Origin of the sequence: Pseudomonas campi (assembly GCF_013200955.2) — a bacterium.
In the GTDB taxonomy this organism is placed as follows: domain Bacteria; phylum Pseudomonadota; class Gammaproteobacteria; order Pseudomonadales; family Pseudomonadaceae; genus Aquipseudomonas; species Aquipseudomonas campi.
On record NZ_CP053697.2, the window covers coordinates 1,537,253 to 1,553,045 of the forward strand.

Genomic DNA, 15,793 nt, shown 5'->3' on the forward strand with positions numbered 1-15,793 from the left:
ACCATGAAATTCTTCGACGAACTGCAAGCCGCCACCGCCCACGAGCGCCAGACCCTGTTCAGCCTGCCGGTGATCCAGGATGCCCTGGCCGGCCAGGTCAGCCTGGACAGCTACATCGCCTTCCTCACCCAGGCCTATTACCACGTGCGTCACACCGTGCCGCTGATGATGGCCTGCGGCGCGCGCCTGCCGGCCCGCCTGGAGTGGCTGCGCCAGGCCGTGTGCGAATACATCGAGGAGGAGTACGGCCATGAGCAGTGGATCCTCAACGATATCGCTGCCTGCGGTGGCGACGCCGAAGCGGTGCGCAACGGCCAGCCGAGCCCGGCAATCGAGCTGATGGTCAGCTACCTCTACGACACCATCGCCCGCGGCAACCCGGTCGCGCTGTTCGGCATGGTCAACGTGCTGGAAGGCACCAGCATCGCCTTGGCCAGCCAGGCCGCCGGCACCATCCAGAGTCGCCTGGGGCTGCCCAAGGAAGCCTTCAGCTACCTGTTCTCCCATGGCGCCCTGGACATCGGCCATATGGAAACCTATCGCGGCTTGATGGACCGTCTGGACTGTGCGGAAGACAAGGCCGCGGTGATCCATGCCAGCCAGATGGTTTACCGCCTGTATACCGATATGTTCCGCGGCCTGCCGCGCAGCAACGAGGTGCAGCATGCGGCTGCCTGAATGTCGCGCGCTGCTCACCGGCGCCAGTGGCGGTATTGGCCTGGCGCTGGCTGAACAGCTGTGTGCCGGCGGCGCCCAGGTGCTCGCCGTGTCCCGCCAGGGGCTGGCGCTGGATGAGCTGGCGCGGCGCTATCCCAAACAGCTGCGGCGTATCGAGGCCGACCTGACCAGCCTGGCCGGGCGCCAGACGGTGGTCGAGGCGGCGCGCAGCCTGGGTGGCCTCAACCTGGTGATCAATGCCGCCGGGGTCAATCGCTTCGCCATGCTGGAGCAGCTGGACGACCAGGAAATTGCCGACATGCTCGGCCTCAACCTGGTCGCCACCGTGCAGCTGACCCGTGCCCTGTTGCCGCTGCTGCGTCAGCAGCGCCAGGCTCTGCTGGTCAACGTCGGCTCGACCTACGGCTCGATCGGCTATGCCGGCTATGCCACCTACTGCGCCAGCAAGTTCGCCCTGCGCGGCTTCTCCGAGGCGCTGCGCCGGGAAGTGGCGGATACCGGTGTAGGCGTGCTCTACGTCGCTCCGCGCGCCACCCGCACCAGCATGAACAGTGCCGCCGCCGTGGCGCTCAATTCGGCGCTCAAGGTGAGCATGGACGCGCCGGAACAGGTGGCGGCCGAGGTGCTGAAAGCCATAGTCGCCGACCGCAGTGAGCTGTATCTCGGCTGGCCGGAAAAATTCTTCGTGCGCCTCAACGGCCTATTGCCCGGGGTGGTCGACAAGGCCCTGCGCAAGCAGCTGCCGCTGATTCGTCAATTCAGCAACAAGGAGTCCCATCTATGAATAAGCTGCTTTCCCTGCTCGTGGTCCTGAGTTTCAGCCTGCCCGCCTGGGCCCTGGACGAGGCCGGCACGCAACGCCTCAAGCACGTGCAGGCGCGCTGGGCGCAGATCCAGTACCAGACCGATGCGGCACAGAAAGAGAAGGCCTTCGAGCAACTGGCCGCCGACAGCGCCGCGTTTACCCGCGAGCAGCCGCAGGCGGCCGAGGCCTGGATCTGGCACGGCATCGTCACCAGCAGCTGGGCCGGCGCCCAGGGTGGCCTTGGTGCATTGGGCAAGGCCAAGAGCGCGCGCGACTCCCTGGAAAAATCCATCCAGCTCGATCCGGCCGCGCTGCAAGGGTCGGCCTATACCAGCCTGGGCACCCTGTATGCGCAGGTGCCGGGCTGGCCGGTCGGCTTCGGCGACGATGACAAGGCTGCACAACTGCTGCAACAGGCGCTCAAACTCAACCCCACGGGTATCGACAGCCTGTATTTCTGGGGCGACTACCTTTACCGCCAGGACAAATTCGCCGAAGCTCGGCAGGCCTTGCTCAAGGCCAAGCAGGCGCCGGCACGGCCAGGCCGCGAGTTGGCCGACCTGGGCCGTCAGGGCGAAATCGATACCCTGCTCAAGGCCGTGGAAGAAGAGCTGCAATAAAGAAAGCTAGGCCCCAGTCGGCGACATAGCTCTAGGTAGGAGCCAGCTTGCTGGCGATCCAGTGCACCGCGAAAGGCATCGCCAGCAAGCTGGCTCCTACAGGCGCTGCGTTACAAAGAAGAACTGAACGAAGGGCACAGCATGCGTTTACTGTTGGTCGAGGATGACAAGGCGCTGGGCGAGGGCCTGCGCCTGGGGTTGCGCCAGGAAGGCTACACGGTGGATTGGCTGCAGGACGGCGCCAGTGCGGTGCACGCCCTGCTCAGCGAGAGCTTCGACCTGCTGGTGCTCGACCTCGGCCTGCCGCGCCTGAGTGGCATCCAGGTGCTGCAGCAGCTGCGCAAGAGCGGCTCAGCCCTGCCGGTGCTGATTCTCACGGCGCGTGATGCCACCGAGGATCGGATTGCCGGGCTGGATGCCGGTGCCGACGACTACCTGATCAAACCCTTCGACCTCGATGAGCTCAAGGCCCGCCTGCGCGCCTTGCTGCGGCGTAGTGCCGGGCGCGCGGAAGTGCGCATCGAGCATGCCGGGGTCAGTCTCGATCCGTCTTCGCAGCAGGTCACCTATTTGGGCAAGGCCGTGCCGATGACGCCCAAGGAATACCTGTTGCTGCACGAGCTGCTGTCGCAGCCGGGCAAGGTGCTGACCCGCGAGCGCCTGGCCCAGTCGCTCTACGGCTGGGACGAGGAAGCCGAGAGCAACACCCTGGAAGTGCATATCCATCACCTGCGCAAGAAACTGTTCAATAACCTGATCCGCACCGTGCGTGGCGTCGGCTACCTGGTGGAAGAACAGCCATGACCTCGATTCGCCGGCGCATCCTCGCTCTGGTCCTCAGCCTGCTGTTGCTGGGCACGGCGCTGATCTCGCTGTTCAACTACCTGGACAGCTCCCACGAGGTGGAGGAGGTCTACGACGCCCAGCTGGCCAACACCGCGCGCCTGTTGCAAGGGGTGATGCACATGCCCTTGCCCAGTGCTGAGCGCAGTGAGCTGTATGCCGCCTTCAACTCGGCGCTCGGCCAGGCCGGACAGCACAAAGCGGGGCATCCCTACGAGAGCAAGCTGGCCTTCCAGATCTGGGGGCCGGCGGGCGAGGTACTGGTGCGTACCGCCAGTGCCCCGCAGCTGGACGAGCCGCCGCGCCAGGCCGGGTTTGCCGATATCGACCTGGGACCGCACCAGTGGCGGGGCTTCCTGCTGATCGACGAGCAGCAGGGCGTGCGCATCTGGATCGGAGAGCGCGACGATGTGCGCCAGGAACTGGTGGCCAGCATCGTGCGCCACACCCTGCTGCCCAACCTGATCGGCAGCATCGTGCTGGCGGCGCTGATCTGGTGGGCGATTGGCTGGGGGCTGCAACCTCTGCGCAACATGGCCGCGGTGATTCGCGCGCGACATGCCGACTCGCTGGAGCCGCTGCAACTGCAGCCCTTGCCCGCTGAACTGGAGCCGATGCAGGCGGCGCTCAATCGCCTGCTGGCGCAGATCGACCAAGTGCTGGAGCGCGAGCGGCGCTTTATCGCCGATGCTGCCCACGAGATGCGCACGCCGCTGGCGGTGCTGCGCGTGCATGTGCAGAACGCCATTCAGGCCGGCGATGAGGAGCAGCGCAACGAGTCGCTGGGCTTCCTAATCGGCGGTATCGACCGCGCCACCCGGGTGGTCAACCAGCTGCTGACCATGGCTCGGGTCGAACCGACGCTGGCCAAGGGCAACTGGCCGATCATCGACCTGCAGGCGCTGACCCGTGAAACCCTGGCCGAGCTGACGCCCTGGGTGCTCAAACAGGGCCTGGAGCTGTCGCTGGAAGTGGCCGAAGGTGACTATCACCTCGCAGCTGACGCCGGCTCCATCGGCATTGCCCTGCAGAACCTGCTGACCAATGCGGCGAATTTCTCGCCGGCCCATGGCCAGCTGAGGGTGCGGCTCAGCGCTGATGCCGAGAAACTCTGCCTGAGCGTCGAAGACCAGGGCCCAGGCATTGCTGCGCAAGAGCTGGAACGGGTCTTCGAACGCTTCTACAGCCGCGATAACAGCCAGGGCGCCGGCCTCGGCCTGGCCATCGTCGAGATGATTGCCTCGCGGCTGGGCGGGCGTATCCACCTGAGCAATCTGCTCCAGGGCGGTTTGCAAGCCAGTCTGGAGCTGCCCCGTCACCCGCCGGCCTAGGCCAGGGTAGGGCTGCATGGCTTATCATGGCGCTTTCCCTTTCGGTGATTGCCCCATGACCACGCCCAACCTGTTGACCCAACTGCAACACGCCGACATGCTGCTGATCGATGGCCTGCATGCCTGGCAGTTCGAACTGATCGAAGCGGCCAGCGACGAGCAGGTGCAGCTGCGTGTGGAGTGCATGGATGGCCGCGAGCGGCGCGTGTGGAATTTCAGCGCCGCAGCCATTGCTGCCGCCAGCCAGGGCGCGGCGGTTGACTGCTGGCAACTTGCAGGTGCCGAGGCGAGCCATGAGCTGATCATTCTCAGTGGCGTCAATGCCAGTAATGAGGATGACGACGAGGCAGCCAACGACGAGGCGGTCAGCTGAGCCTGTCACGCGAGCGTAGGCAAATCTGCTGGCGTCGCTATAGGCAGTAAAAACGCGCCTTTTGCGGATGTGGCGCGGCAGGTAATTGACTGCCGCGTGTGCGTTTCATGGGCGCGAATTCATTGGCGATAGGCAAGCAACGCCGAGCCCGCCCAGATCGCCAATGAATTCGCCCCCACAAACACCCACCGCACTGCAGTCATCAGTGGTGCGGGTCAGTACGCCCACCATAGAAAGCGGCCTGCCTGGGCCCTGGTCAGGGCACGATCAGAATCTTGCCACCGCGCTCGCCACTGGCCGCTGCAGCGATGGCCTGCTTGATCTGGCTGATATCGAAGGTGGCAGCGACGCGTGCCTTGAGCTTGCCAGCGGCAATCAGCTGGGTCAGCTCGCCGAATACCTTGAACTGATCGGCCGGGGTCGCCTTCTGGAACCACTTGGCCAGCCAGAAGCCACGCAGGGTCACGTCGCGGAAGACGAACGAGGCCGCCGAGACCTGGCACGGCTGGCCGCTCATCAGGCCGTAGTTGACCAGGGTGCCGCCTTCGCCAAGGGATGCGGCCAGGTGGTCGGTGGCTGCGCCGCCGATGGCATCGATACCCAGCATCACTGGCGCGCCGCCAGTGGCTTCGCGTACGCGCTTGGGCAGATCAGGGCCATCGACCAGTACCACATCACCGCCTTCGGCCTTGACCTCGGCGATGGCCGACTCGCGGCGCACCACGTTGATGGTCTTGAAACCGCGCAGCTTGGCCAGCTGGATCAGGTAACCGCCGACGCCCGAGTTGGCCGCGTTCTGGATCACCCAGTCGCCCGGCTTGAGGTCGACGAACTCGCTGAGCAGCAGCGAGGCGGTCGGTGGGTTGATGGTCATCATCGCCAGCTGTTGTGGGTCGGCGTCCGGCAGCGGGATCAGCTTGTTGGCCGGGGCATGCAGGTGGGTCACCCAGGTGCCGCTACCGACGGGCAGCAGCACGGTCTGGCCAACCTTGAGGTTGCTCACGCCTTCCCCCAGTTGCTCGACGCGGCCGACACCTTCGTTACCGCCAATCGCCGGTAGCGGCGGCAGCATGCCGTATTCGCCGGTAAGGGTGAGCACGTCGGACGGGTTGATCGGGGCAGCCAGGACCTTGACCAGAACCTGGCCGGCTGGCAGCGCGGGCAGGGTCAGTTCGACCGCTTCGATGACATCCTGAGGCACCTTGCCGCGGTGCTGGTATTCGGCTTTGAGCATGGGGTTTCTCCAAACGAACCATGGAACAGACCCACGCAGTCTAGCCCCTAGTCACCGGCACGGGATGAATCCTCGGACATACGCCATGGTGATGGCGCTGCAGGTGCCGCTGGGCCTATCCTAGAAAGATTCTTCGGGGGTGCAGGCATGCCGTGTCGCAGTTGGCTCTGGGGGTTGATGCTGCTGGCATCCGGCGTAATGGCCGAGCCGCTACGGATCGGTTTCGGCACGCACAAACCGCCTTACATTTTCGAAAATGAAGGGCGCGGCCTGGAGTACGACATCGTCGCGGCGGCAGTGAGCGCGGCGGGTTTTACCCTGGAGGCATACTACGCGCCGATGGAGCGCCTGCACCTGGCGCTGCGCCGTGGTGAACTGGACGGCATCGCCACGACCAATCCGCAAAGCGGTATTCAGGCGTTCTACTCGACGCCCTATATCCACTATCACAACGCCGCGGTGGCTTTGTCCGCGCGGGGCTATCGCATCAGCAGTATCGCCGAGCTGGCGAATTACTCGATCAGCACCTTCCAGCGCGCCCGTTTTCTGTTGGGGCCGGAGTTTCAGGCCATGGCGGAGGCCAATCCGCGTTATCGCGAGGAAGCCCAGCAGATCAACCGCAATCGCCTGCTCTACAGTGGCCGGGTCGATGTGGTGGTGGGGGATCCGCGCATCCTGCGCTATTTCAATCACGAGGTGGCCGAGCAGGTCGATACTAGCCAGCCGCTGACCTGGTACATGCTGCTGCCGGCGACACCCTATAGCGTTGGTTTTCGCCTGGATGAGCAGCGCGAGCGCTTCGAACTCGGCCTGGCGACGATACGGGCCAATGGCGAGTACCTGCGGATAGAGCAACGCTACGCCGACTACTGAGTGTCGCCAGCGCGTGCTTCAGAACTTCTCGTTCGGCCCCAGATAGCGCCACTGCCCGACCGGCAGTTTGGCCATGCCGGTGCGGCCGATCCGCAGACGGCGGATGCCCACGACCTGCAAGCCGACGCTTTCGCACATGAAGCGGATCTGCCCCGGCTGGGTCGACTTGATGGCGAAGCGCAGGCGGTTTTCGCTCTGCCAGCTGACCTTGCACGGCGCCAGCGTCACGCCCTTGTAGCTGAGGCCGAAGGCCAGGCGCTTGAGGCCGTTGCCGACCATTTCGCCGCTGACTTCGACCACGTATTCGTGCTCCAGTTGGTCAGCATCGTCCTTGAGCAGGCGGATCACCGAGCGGTTCTGGCTGAACACCAGCAGGCCGCTGGCATCGGTTTCCAGTGGGGTGAGCATGTCCAGGCGGGTGAAATGGCGCTGCAACGGACGGATGCCGCTGGCGTCGTTTTCCATCTGGTTGGCCTGGGTCAGCAGTTGCTGTACGGAGTTGGCCCCCATGCCGCAGCCCAGGCCCGCGGGCTTGTGCAGGATGATGGTCACCGGCGGCAGGGTTTCCGCCACGGCGCCTGGGAGCAGGGCGATGGTCTCGTCGCGTACCTTGAACTGCGGCTCTTCCACCACGCGGCCGTCGACGGTGACCCAGCCGTTCTCGATATACAGCTCCGCCTCGCGGCGCGAGCAGGGCAGCTGTTGGGTCAGGCGTTTGGACAGGCGCTCGGGTTCGCTCATGGTGGTAGCAGTCACAAAAGGAAATGAAAGGTGATTGTAACCGGCTGGGAGCCTCTACCGGGATTGGGCTACAAGAATGCTGTCTGGATGGAGATATCAACATGGTCAGAAATTTCCTGCTCAGCCTGCTCCTGGGCTTGCCACTGCTGACGCTGGCAGAGGTGGAGGAGAGCGAACTGGGTACGCTGCAGCTACACGAAATGGTGCGTGGCCTGGAGCACCCCTGGAGCGTGGCTTTTCTGCCGGATGGTCAGGGCAGTCTGATCACCGAGCGGCCGGGACGCCTGCGCTGGCTGGATGCGCAGGGGCGGCTGTCGGCGCCGCTGGCGGGTGTGCCACCGGTATTCGCGGTTGGCCAGGGCGGCTTGCTGGATGTCGTCTTGTCGCCAGACTTTTCCCGTGATCGGCTGGTCTACCTCAGCTATGCCGAGGCCGCTGCCGATGGTGACTTGGCCGGCACGGCTGTGGGTCGCGCGCGCCTGGCGGAAGATGGGCGCAGTCTGGAGCAGTTCCAGGTAATTTTTCGCCAGGCGCCCAAGCTATCCAGTGGCATTCACTTCGGCTCGCGGCTGGTGTTCGATCGCCAGGGGCTGCTGTTCATCACCCTGGGTGAGAACAATCAGCGCGCCACCGCCCAGGAGCTCGACAAGTTGCAGGGCAAGCTGGTGCGCATCCAGGCGGATGGCCGGGTGCCGGCCGACAACCCCTTTGTCGAACGGGCGGGGGCGCGGCCGGAAATCTGGTCCTACGGCCACCGTAACCCTCAAGGTGCGGCGCTCAATCCCTGGACGGGCCAGCTCTGGCTGCATGAGCACGGCCCGCGCGGCGGTGATGAGATCAATATTCCCCAGGCCGGCAAGAACTACGGATGGCCTGTGGCGACTCACGGCGTCAACTACAGCTTTCTGCCGATACCGGAAGCCGAGGGTGAGCGAGTAGTCGGTACGGAGCCGCCGCAGCATGTCTGGGAGAAGTCGCCGGCGCTCTCGGGCATGGCGTTCTATTCGGCCGAGCGCTTCCCAGCCTGGCAGCGCAGTCTGTTCATTGGTGCCCTGGCCGGGCAGGCGCTGATCCGTCTGCAGCTCGATGGCGACCAGGTGGTGCACGAGGAGCGCTTGCTCACGGAGCGCGGCTGGCGCATCCGCGACGTGCGCCAGGGGCCGGACGGCTATCTCTATGTGCTGACCGATGAGCCGGACGGCAAACTGCTGCGTCTGGAATTGCAGCCCTAGTGGCTTGGACTCACTTGACGAGCACATCCTGCGGGATTAGTGCGCCAGGTTTTCCACAGTAGCTTCCGGGGCCTGTACGGCGATCAGCTCTGGCGGCAATGGTTCGGTGACCACGCTGAAGTCGCTGATACGGATGGCGCCGCGACCTTCGCCGAGCAGGTGGAAGGAGAACGCCTTGCGCGTTTTCGGGTTGTCGAAGTCGAAGCTCAGCACGACCGACTTGCCGGGTTGCAGGGCGGGCAGCTCGGGGATGGCCAGTTGTACGTCGCGGTCGAATTCCTTGGTTTTCAGGCGCAGGTTGGCGCCGTTGCGGTCGAGGCGCACGGCCTCGATCTTCAGGGTCACGCGGGTACGCGTGCCTTCGGGCATTTCCAGATACTGCGCGCCGATCAGGTTGTCGGCCCAGTCGTCGCGTGACTCCGCCTTGAGGTCGATGCGCTCGCGGTTGGCGAACTGATAGCGCTGGCCGATCTGCCCACCGCTGATCGACTGGTCGAGCAGGGCGGCGCGCTGGCTGACCAGGCGCGCCTGCTTGCCGCTGACCCGGCCCAGGTATTCGGCGCTGTCGGCAATGAAGCCGCTGCTGGCATAGCGCCGGCAGACCTGCTGGAAGTTGCACTCGGTGAAGACCTTGCCGTCATGCTGGCGCAGCATGCCGTTGGTGTAGGACATGATCTCGCGTGGCGTGCTGTAGCTGCGGAACAGCGAGCGCCCGGCGATGTTATCCGGCACCGGCAGGGCGAAGTAGTCGAGCACCGAGGCGGTCAGGTCGACATGGCCATAGACGCCCGGTTTGGTTTTGGGCAGGGCGACCTGGTCGGGTGCCAGCACCAGGTTGAAGCCCCAGGCCGAGGCCAGGCGCACCTTCTCCAGTCCGTGGGATTCGTCGGAGGTGACGATGACCAGGGTGTTCTTGAGTACGCCCTGTTTTTCCAGGCCTTCGAGGAAGTCGGCGACGGCGTCGTCCAGGTAGCCGATGGCGGCCTGCTTGGCGGTCGGGTAGCGGCTCAGGTACTCCTGCGGGGCGGAGTAGGGTTGGTGGGTGCCAACGGTGAGCAGGGTAAGCATCCAGGGCTGCTTCTTCTGGCGCAGCTGGCCGACGTACTTCAGCGCCCCTTCGAAATAAGCCTTGTCGTCCATGCCCCAGGGGAATTCCAGGTAGGGCTTGTTGCGGAACCATTCGCGGCCATGGGTCTGCTGGAAACCCATCTGCGGCATGATCTGGTCCTTGGCCATGAAGCGCAGCCCGGCGCCCTGCAGGAAGTGGGTGCTGAAGCCCTGGGAGCGCATCTGCGCCGGCAGGCACTGTTCGCTGCGCGCCGGGTTGTTCAGCAGTTCGACGCCCTTGGGCGTGCCCGAGTCGAGTTTGCTGTAGTCGCCGCAGAGCATGGCGTACAGGCCGCGAATGGTCTGGTGGCTGTGCAGCACATAATCCGGCGTGTTCATGCTGCGCTCGGCCCACTGGCTCAGGCGCGGCATCAGGTCTTCCGTGTAGCTGCTGTTGATCGCCGCACGGTTGGCCGCGATATAAGCGCCGGGAATACCTTCCAGGGTGATGATCAGCACGTTGCGTGCCTTGCCGGCGCCATCCAGCAGCGGTGTGCCGCTGAGGTCGAGGCGGGCCAGGCCGGCGATATCCGGCGGACTGTTGGCTTCATTGCCGGCGAGCCAGTCCTCGATACCCAGCTGGGCTTTGTTGATGCTTTCCGCCAGCAGCTTGTGGGGCAGGTTGAACTGCTTCCACTGGTCTACTTCGCTCGGATTGAGGTATTGGTCGGCCGCATGGCCCAACAACAATAATGCCGGCAGCACGGCGCTGTAGCGTGGCAGGGCTGGCCAGCGTTTACGCCCGGTCAGCAGGCAGGCCAGTGCAGCCGCGATCAGGGCGATGGCCAGCAGCGGATAGCTGATGCCGCTGCCCTGGGTCGAGCGGCTGACGAATTGCGGATCGGAAAGGTACTTGAGATCGCCAGGCTCCGGCATGCGACCTACGGCGGTCACCAGTTCGGCACTGCCGAGCAGCATCAGGCCCCAGACCAGCATCAAGGGCACGGCCAGCAGCGGGCGGCGATAACTGAGCAGCAGGAGCAGGCTGCCGATGCCCACGTCCGAGATATAGCCGGCCAGATCCGACCAGCCCAGCCAGTAACGACTGGCAATGGGTAGCAGGATGAACAGCAGACCGAGGGCAGTGAGCGACGCGGCAGGGTAGGGCAGCCAGTGGCCAAAAGGACGCAAAGGAACTCCTGAGATCAGACAGCGAGAATCCGTACAGCTAGGACAAGTTCGGCGAGCCGAAGTTGCGGCCTGCCATGATTCTGAAACATGCCTGTGCTAACCGCCAGTGGCGAATGCGCAACGAAGGGGCTTCGGCGAGGAATGGTCATGCGTGGCGATGATCGGTTAGTGCTTCTGTGAGCCTTTTGCCTCCCGGGGCAGCGCGCGCAGGTGGCAACGGGTAGAATGCCGGCCTTGCAGACAAGGTGGTGAACATGGCTCTGATCGGGCGCTACAACTCTCTTCAGGTGGTCAAACAGACCGACTTCGGCCTTTATCTGGACGGCGGTGCCGACGGCGAGATCCTGCTGCCCAACCGCTACGTGCCCAAAGGCGAATCGAGCGATATCGGCGATTGGCTCAATGTCTTCGTCTATCTGGACAGTGAGGACCGCCTGATCGCCACCACCGAAAAGCCCAAGGCTCAGGTCGGCGGCTTCGCCAGCCTGAAAGTGGCGGAGATCAACAGCGTCGGCCTGTTCCTCGACTGGGGCCTGCCCAAGGACCTGCTGCTGCCGCACTCGGAGGAGAAGCGCCCGCTGCAGGTCGGCGACTATTGCGTGGTGCATGTCTACCTCGACAAGCGCAGCAAGCGCATCACCGCCACCGCACGCCTGGATCGCTACCTGGACAACACGCCGCCGCGCTACAAGGTGGGTGATGCGGTGGATTTACTGGTGGTGGAGAAGACCGACATGGGCTTCAAGGCCATCATCAACAACCAGCACTGGGGCCTGATCCACAAGAACGAAGTGTTCAAGTTCCTGCGCAACGGCATGCAGGAGAAGGGCTACATCAAGGAACTGCGTGCCGACGGCAAGATCAGCCTGAGCCTGCAGCCAGTCGGCCAGGAGGCGACCGGCAGTCTCGGTGAGCAGATTCTCGCCCGCCTGCGCGAGCAGGGCGGCAGCCTGGCGCTGAGTGACAAGAGTCCGCCGGAGGCCATCACCCAGGCGTTCGGGGTGAGCAAGGGCAACTTCAAGAAAGCCATCGGTGGGCTGTTCAAGCAGGGGCTGATCGTCATTCACGACGACCGCATCGAGCTGGTCTGAGGTCAGGCATCAGGAGGGTGGTGGAAACGCTTCGCGGTTTTCCACCCTAGCTGTTCTAAGTGCGGCGATTACGGCTTGCGCGCTACCAGCACGGCGCGGGTCGGGGCAGGCAGGCCTTCGAGGGTACGGCTGTGGTCGGCCGGGTCGAGGAAGTCCGGCAGTGACTGGAAGCGCATCCAGTCGGTGGCGCGCTGTTCCTCGGTGCTGGTCACTGACACGTCCACGCACTGCACATCGACGAATCCAGCCCGCCGCAGCCACAGCTCCAGGGCCGGCACGGAGGGTAGGAACCAGACGTTGCGCATCATCGCGTAGCGGTCTTCCGGCACCAGCACCTGCTGGACATCGCCTTCCACCACCAGGGTTTCCAGCACCAGTTCGCCGCCCTTGCGCAGGCAGTCTTTGAGCTCAAGCAGATGGTCGATGGGCGAGCGGCGGTGGTACAGCACGCCCATGGAAAACACCGTGTCGAAGCCTTCGAGTTTGCCCGGCAGCTCTTCCAGGGCCAGCGGCAGGTGCCAGGCCGGCAGGTCTGGCAGGTAGCGTTTGACGGCGAGGAACTGGTTGAGAAATAGCCAGTTGGGGTCGACGCCGACCACGCTACCAGCGCCGGCACCGAGCATGCGCCACAGGTAGTAACCGTTGCCGCAGCCGACATCCAGCACGCGCTTGTTCTTCAAATCCAGATGCGGGGCGACTCGCGACCATTTCCAGTCCGAACGCCATTCGGTGTCGATGTGCACGCCGAACAGGTCGAACGGCCCCTTGCGCCAGGGAATCAGGCCCTGCAGGGCGCCGAGCAGCTGGGCGCGGCTGGCTGCATCGCAGGGCCCGTCGAGCAGCAGCTGATCGCGCAGCTCCTGGCGCTCGACCGGCAAGGCCGGCAGGTTCTGCACGGCGGCGTACCAGCGCTGCAAGTCGCCGTGGCCGACCGCCAGCTTGGCGTCGATCTGCGCTGGCAGGTCGGCCGCCCAGTCCTGCAACGGGCTGCCGACCAGGGTCTGTTGCAGGGCATCGAGGTCGAGGGCGGCAATCATGGCAGGGCCACCAGCGAAGCGAAGTTGAGGCACTGGAACCAGGGCACCACCTGGCTGAAGCCGGCGGCGAGCAGACGCTCGCGGTGCTGCTCCAGGCTGTCCGGTTTCATCACGTTTTCCAGTGCGCTGCGTTTCTGGGCGATTTCCAGCTCGCTGTAGCCGTTGGCGCGTTTGAAGGCGATGTGCAGGTCGGTGAGCAGGGCGTGCTGTTGTTCGTCAGCGAAACGCAGTTTTTCCGAGAGGATCAGTGCCCCACCGGGCAGCAGGGCCTGGCGGATGCGCGTGAGCAGGGGTAGGCGTTGCTCGGGTTCGATGAACTGCAGAGTGAAGTTCAGCGCCACCAGCGACGCTGGGGCAAAGTCCAGGGCGAGGATGTCGCCTTCCTGCACGTCCACCGGCAACAGTTCCTGGAACATCGAGTCCTGGGCGTGCAGGTATTCGCGGCAGCGCTCGACCATGGCGTGCGAGTTGTCCACCGCGATCACCCGGCAGCCTTCCGTGCGCACATGTCGGCGCAGGGCTTGGGTCACCGCGCCGAGCGAACTGCCGAGGTCGTACAGCACCGAGTTGGGCTGGGCGAACTGCGCGGCCAGCACGCCGATGTTCTCGACAATGGTCGGGTAGCCGGGCACCGAACGCTTGATCATGTCCGGGAACACCCGCACCACGTCCTCGTTGAAGGCGAAGTCCTGCAGCTCGGAGTGCGGTTGGGCGAAGAGGCGGTCGGGCTGGGTGGTCACGGCGATTCCGGTGGTTCTGGCGAAAAGGCCGGCATTTTAGCCAAGTGCCGGTCCAGGCCCAACCACCATTACTTCAACTGGTCGGAAAAGAACTCACCCGCGCCTTGCAGCGGGCCCAGCGGGTTGCGCTTGACCTCGTAGCGGCGAATGTTCGGCTCGCCGTTGCTGACCTTGTGTACCAGGGTGTCGTCGACCAGCACGAACACGGCCCGGAAGGCCCAGCCCTGCAGTTCGCGTTTCTTGCGGAAGTTGAGAACGTCGGCCCAGAAGTTGCCGACGCGCTGGGTATCGGTCTTGTTGAAGTCGAAGGCGTAGCCGATGCAGCGGTCCTTGGCTTCCAGGCACTGGATCAGGCCATCGGGTAGATAGCTGATGGGCACGTTGGGTTGGACGAACATCAGGCGCAGGTCGATGAACGAGAGCATCTTGCCGTTGCCCTGGGCCAGCGGGTCGAAGCCCAGTGAGAACAGCTCCGAGCGGGTGGTTGTGCCCGGTTGCGCCTGGGCGTAGCGGATCTCCGCATCCAGGTAGTCATTGAAGGGGGAAAGCACCTCCGCTCGCTCGCTGGGCAGCAGACTGCTGCAACCCGACAGCCATACCAATGGGAACAGTACGATGACCCATGTAGTGCCGCGCATTTGCCTCTCCTGATAAGTCCTGCCTTCTCTCTATAGACGATTTGGCGAGTCCCTGCCGTTTCAGTAACCGGACCAATGGTAGGTATCTGTGACGGCTGGGGGTGTTCTTGCGGTAAGCAGGCTGAGCGTGTGCGTCTACGAGCGCGAGCTGGCTGCCCGTGAGGATGAATCGGCCGGCTGAGAAGCCCCGGATTGCAGGGCGATCACCGATGCGGCAATGCCCAACTGGCCCAGCCAGTAGCTGAGGATGATGGCGTAACGTGCGCCATCGTACGGGGTAACGAAGCGGTTGATGCCGATCAGGCTGTCCGATAGCACGAACAACAGCGCGCCCCCTGCTGCCAGCCAGGCCGAGCGCGTGGCGATACCGCGTGTGCCCAGACGGGCGAGGGCGCGCCAGAGCATGCAGCCGATGGCCAGGCTGTAGAACGCCACCGGAATCAGCAGGTCTCCCAGGCCGGAATTGGCAAGCACGGCGAACATGCTGCCGGCTACCGCAAACGCCAACAGCAGGGCCCGCGGTGCCAGGTGCTTGCTCTCGCTGAGGTAGGCAAGCAGATAGGCCAGGTGAGCCATCAGGAATGCCCCCAGACCGAAGACGAACAGGTTGGCCGGCCACTCCAGCAGCACATCGCCGAGCAGGGAAAACAGCAGGCCGATGGTGATCCAGCGTCGGTACGTCGAGGCGGCTGTCGTGCACAGCCACAGCAGCAGGGCGATCACCGGCAAGGGTTTGCTCAGCAGGCACAACCACTTGAGTTCGAGGTGCAGGCCGAGGACAAACAGCAGGACGCCGCCGAGGGCAAGCAGACAAAGCAGTGGGCGCATGGGTAAGGCTCTCTGGTTTTCCCCATTATTGCGTCTGGGGTTCGCGAGAGCAGGGCGCTACACGCCAGAGCGCCTGGTCAATGACGTCAGTCCACCGCGATCTGGCAGTCGATGGTCTTGGCCGGCGCCACGTCGACTTCCCAGGGCCGCTGGTAGTGCATCAGCAGGCGCCCGTTGCCGCTCTGTTGCGCCTGGTAGCGCCAGGTCGACTGGCCGGCACTGCCGACCAGGCCGGCGTCTTCCGGGGTGGTGTAGACCTCCGGGCCGAGGCTGCGCAGCACGCCTGGCGCGGCATCGGCCACTACCCAGCGGAAGCCGGTAGTCGGGTTGCTGGGCAGGGAAATCACCAGGGTCTGGCCCGTGCTCAGCTCCATGGGGCATTTGCCCAGCTGTTTTTCCTGCACGCTGAGACTCGTTTGCGGCTGATGGGTACAGGCTGCGAGCAGAATGGCGGTGGCGGGCAGCAGCAGGCGGTAGGCGGTGCTCATGGC

17 protein-coding genes are annotated in these 15,793 nt (G+C 64.5%); 9 read left to right on the forward strand and 8 right to left on the reverse strand.

Annotation, left to right across the window (positions count from 1 at the left end; translation table 11 throughout):
• Positions 1-3 precede the first annotated feature (3 nt).
• From HNE05_RS07065 to HNE05_RS07090, 6 genes are all read left to right on the forward strand, one after another.
• Positions 4-678 (forward strand): iron-containing redox enzyme family protein, encoded by a 675-nt coding sequence (locus HNE05_RS07065; protein ID WP_173204846.1) that lies wholly within the window; start codon positions 4-6, stop codon positions 676-678.
• Positions 665-1,462 (forward strand): SDR family oxidoreductase, encoded by a 798-nt coding sequence (locus tag HNE05_RS07070; protein WP_173204849.1) that lies wholly within the window; start codon positions 665-667, stop codon positions 1,460-1,462. Before HNE05_RS07065 ends, HNE05_RS07070 begins: the two co-directional genes overlap by 14 nt.
• Positions 1,459-2,103 carry a tetratricopeptide repeat protein gene (locus HNE05_RS07075; protein ID WP_173204852.1) on the forward strand — a complete coding sequence of 215 codons (645 nt, stop codon included), beginning with the start codon at positions 1,459-1,461 and terminating at the stop codon, positions 2,101-2,103. Before HNE05_RS07070 ends, HNE05_RS07075 begins: the two co-directional genes overlap by 4 nt.
• Before the next feature lie 141 nt (positions 2,104-2,244).
• Positions 2,245-2,907, forward strand: a complete 663-nt coding sequence (locus tag HNE05_RS07080) for a response regulator (RefSeq protein ID WP_173204855.1) — start codon at positions 2,245-2,247, stop codon at positions 2,905-2,907.
• Positions 2,904-4,277 (forward strand): ATP-binding protein, encoded by a 1,374-nt coding sequence (locus HNE05_RS07085; protein ID WP_173204858.1) that lies wholly within the window; start codon positions 2,904-2,906, stop codon positions 4,275-4,277. Before HNE05_RS07080 ends, HNE05_RS07085 begins: the two co-directional genes overlap by 4 nt.
• Positions 4,278-4,332: 55 nt before the next feature.
• Positions 4,333-4,650: a DUF5629 family protein gene (locus HNE05_RS07090; protein ID WP_173204861.1), complete on the forward strand. Its 318-nt coding sequence runs from the start codon at positions 4,333-4,335 to the stop codon at positions 4,648-4,650.
• Between the two features lie 256 nt (positions 4,651-4,906).
• Here the strand turns inward: HNE05_RS07090 and HNE05_RS07095 are convergent, their stop codons facing one another.
• Positions 4,907-5,884, reverse strand: a complete 978-nt coding sequence (locus HNE05_RS07095) for a zinc-dependent alcohol dehydrogenase family protein (protein ID WP_173204864.1) — start codon at positions 5,882-5,884, stop codon at positions 4,907-4,909.
• 147 nt (positions 5,885-6,031) lie between these two features.
• Between HNE05_RS07095 and HNE05_RS07100 the strand changes: the two genes are divergently transcribed.
• Positions 6,032-6,757, forward strand: a complete 726-nt coding sequence (locus HNE05_RS07100; protein WP_240008830.1) for a substrate-binding periplasmic protein — start codon at positions 6,032-6,034, stop codon at positions 6,755-6,757.
• A gap of 18 nt (positions 6,758-6,775) precedes the next feature.
• Here HNE05_RS07100 and HNE05_RS07105 read toward each other — a convergent pair whose 3' ends face one another.
• The gene (locus tag HNE05_RS07105; RefSeq protein ID WP_173204867.1) at positions 6,776-7,498 is read right to left on the reverse strand and encodes an rRNA pseudouridine synthase; all 723 of its coding nucleotides are present in this window, start codon (positions 7,496-7,498) and stop codon (positions 6,776-6,778) included.
• A 101-nt stretch (positions 7,499-7,599) separates the two neighbouring features.
• Between HNE05_RS07105 and HNE05_RS07110 the strand changes: the two genes are divergently transcribed.
• Positions 7,600-8,730 (forward strand): PQQ-dependent sugar dehydrogenase, encoded by a 1,131-nt coding sequence (locus tag HNE05_RS07110; protein ID WP_173204870.1) that lies wholly within the window; start codon positions 7,600-7,602, stop codon positions 8,728-8,730.
• A gap of 36 nt (positions 8,731-8,766) precedes the next feature.
• On the opposite strand, the gene HNE05_RS07115 is transcribed toward HNE05_RS07110, so the two are convergent.
• Positions 8,767-10,968, reverse strand: coding sequence for an LTA synthase family protein (locus HNE05_RS07115; protein ID WP_173204873.1), 2,202 nt, complete (start codon positions 10,966-10,968; stop codon positions 8,767-8,769).
• Positions 10,969-11,222: 254 nt separating this feature from the next.
• Between HNE05_RS07115 and HNE05_RS07120 the strand changes: the two genes are divergently transcribed.
• Positions 11,223-12,059 carry a CvfB family protein gene (locus tag HNE05_RS07120; RefSeq protein ID WP_173204876.1) on the forward strand — a complete coding sequence of 279 codons (837 nt, stop codon included), beginning with the start codon at positions 11,223-11,225 and terminating at the stop codon, positions 12,057-12,059.
• Between the two features lie 68 nt (positions 12,060-12,127).
• On the opposite strand, the gene cmoB is transcribed toward HNE05_RS07120, so the two are convergent.
• The 5 genes from cmoB to HNE05_RS07145 all read right to left on the reverse strand — a co-directional run bounded on the left by cmoB (position 12,128) and on the right by HNE05_RS07145 (position 15,790).
• Positions 12,128-13,096, reverse strand: a complete 969-nt coding sequence (gene cmoB, locus HNE05_RS07125) for a tRNA 5-methoxyuridine(34)/uridine 5-oxyacetic acid(34) synthase CmoB (RefSeq protein ID WP_173204879.1) — start codon at positions 13,094-13,096, stop codon at positions 12,128-12,130.
• Positions 13,093-13,836 carry a carboxy-S-adenosyl-L-methionine synthase CmoA gene (gene cmoA / locus HNE05_RS07130; protein ID WP_173204882.1) on the reverse strand — a complete coding sequence of 248 codons (744 nt, stop codon included), beginning with the start codon at positions 13,834-13,836 and terminating at the stop codon, positions 13,093-13,095. The genes cmoB and cmoA overlap by 4 nt, the downstream gene beginning before the upstream one ends.
• 68 nt (positions 13,837-13,904) lie before the next feature.
• Positions 13,905-14,474, reverse strand: coding sequence for a hypothetical protein (locus HNE05_RS07135; protein ID WP_173204886.1), 570 nt, complete (start codon positions 14,472-14,474; stop codon positions 13,905-13,907).
• Between the two features lie 135 nt (positions 14,475-14,609).
• The gene (locus tag HNE05_RS07140; RefSeq protein ID WP_173204889.1) at positions 14,610-15,302 is read right to left on the reverse strand and encodes a lysoplasmalogenase; all 693 of its coding nucleotides are present in this window, start codon (positions 15,300-15,302) and stop codon (positions 14,610-14,612) included.
• 86 nt (positions 15,303-15,388) lie between these two features.
• Entirely contained in the window at positions 15,389-15,790 is a 402-nt protein-coding gene (locus tag HNE05_RS07145) for a protease inhibitor I42 family protein (protein ID WP_173204893.1), read from the reverse strand.
• Positions 15,791-15,793 lie beyond the last annotated feature (3 nt).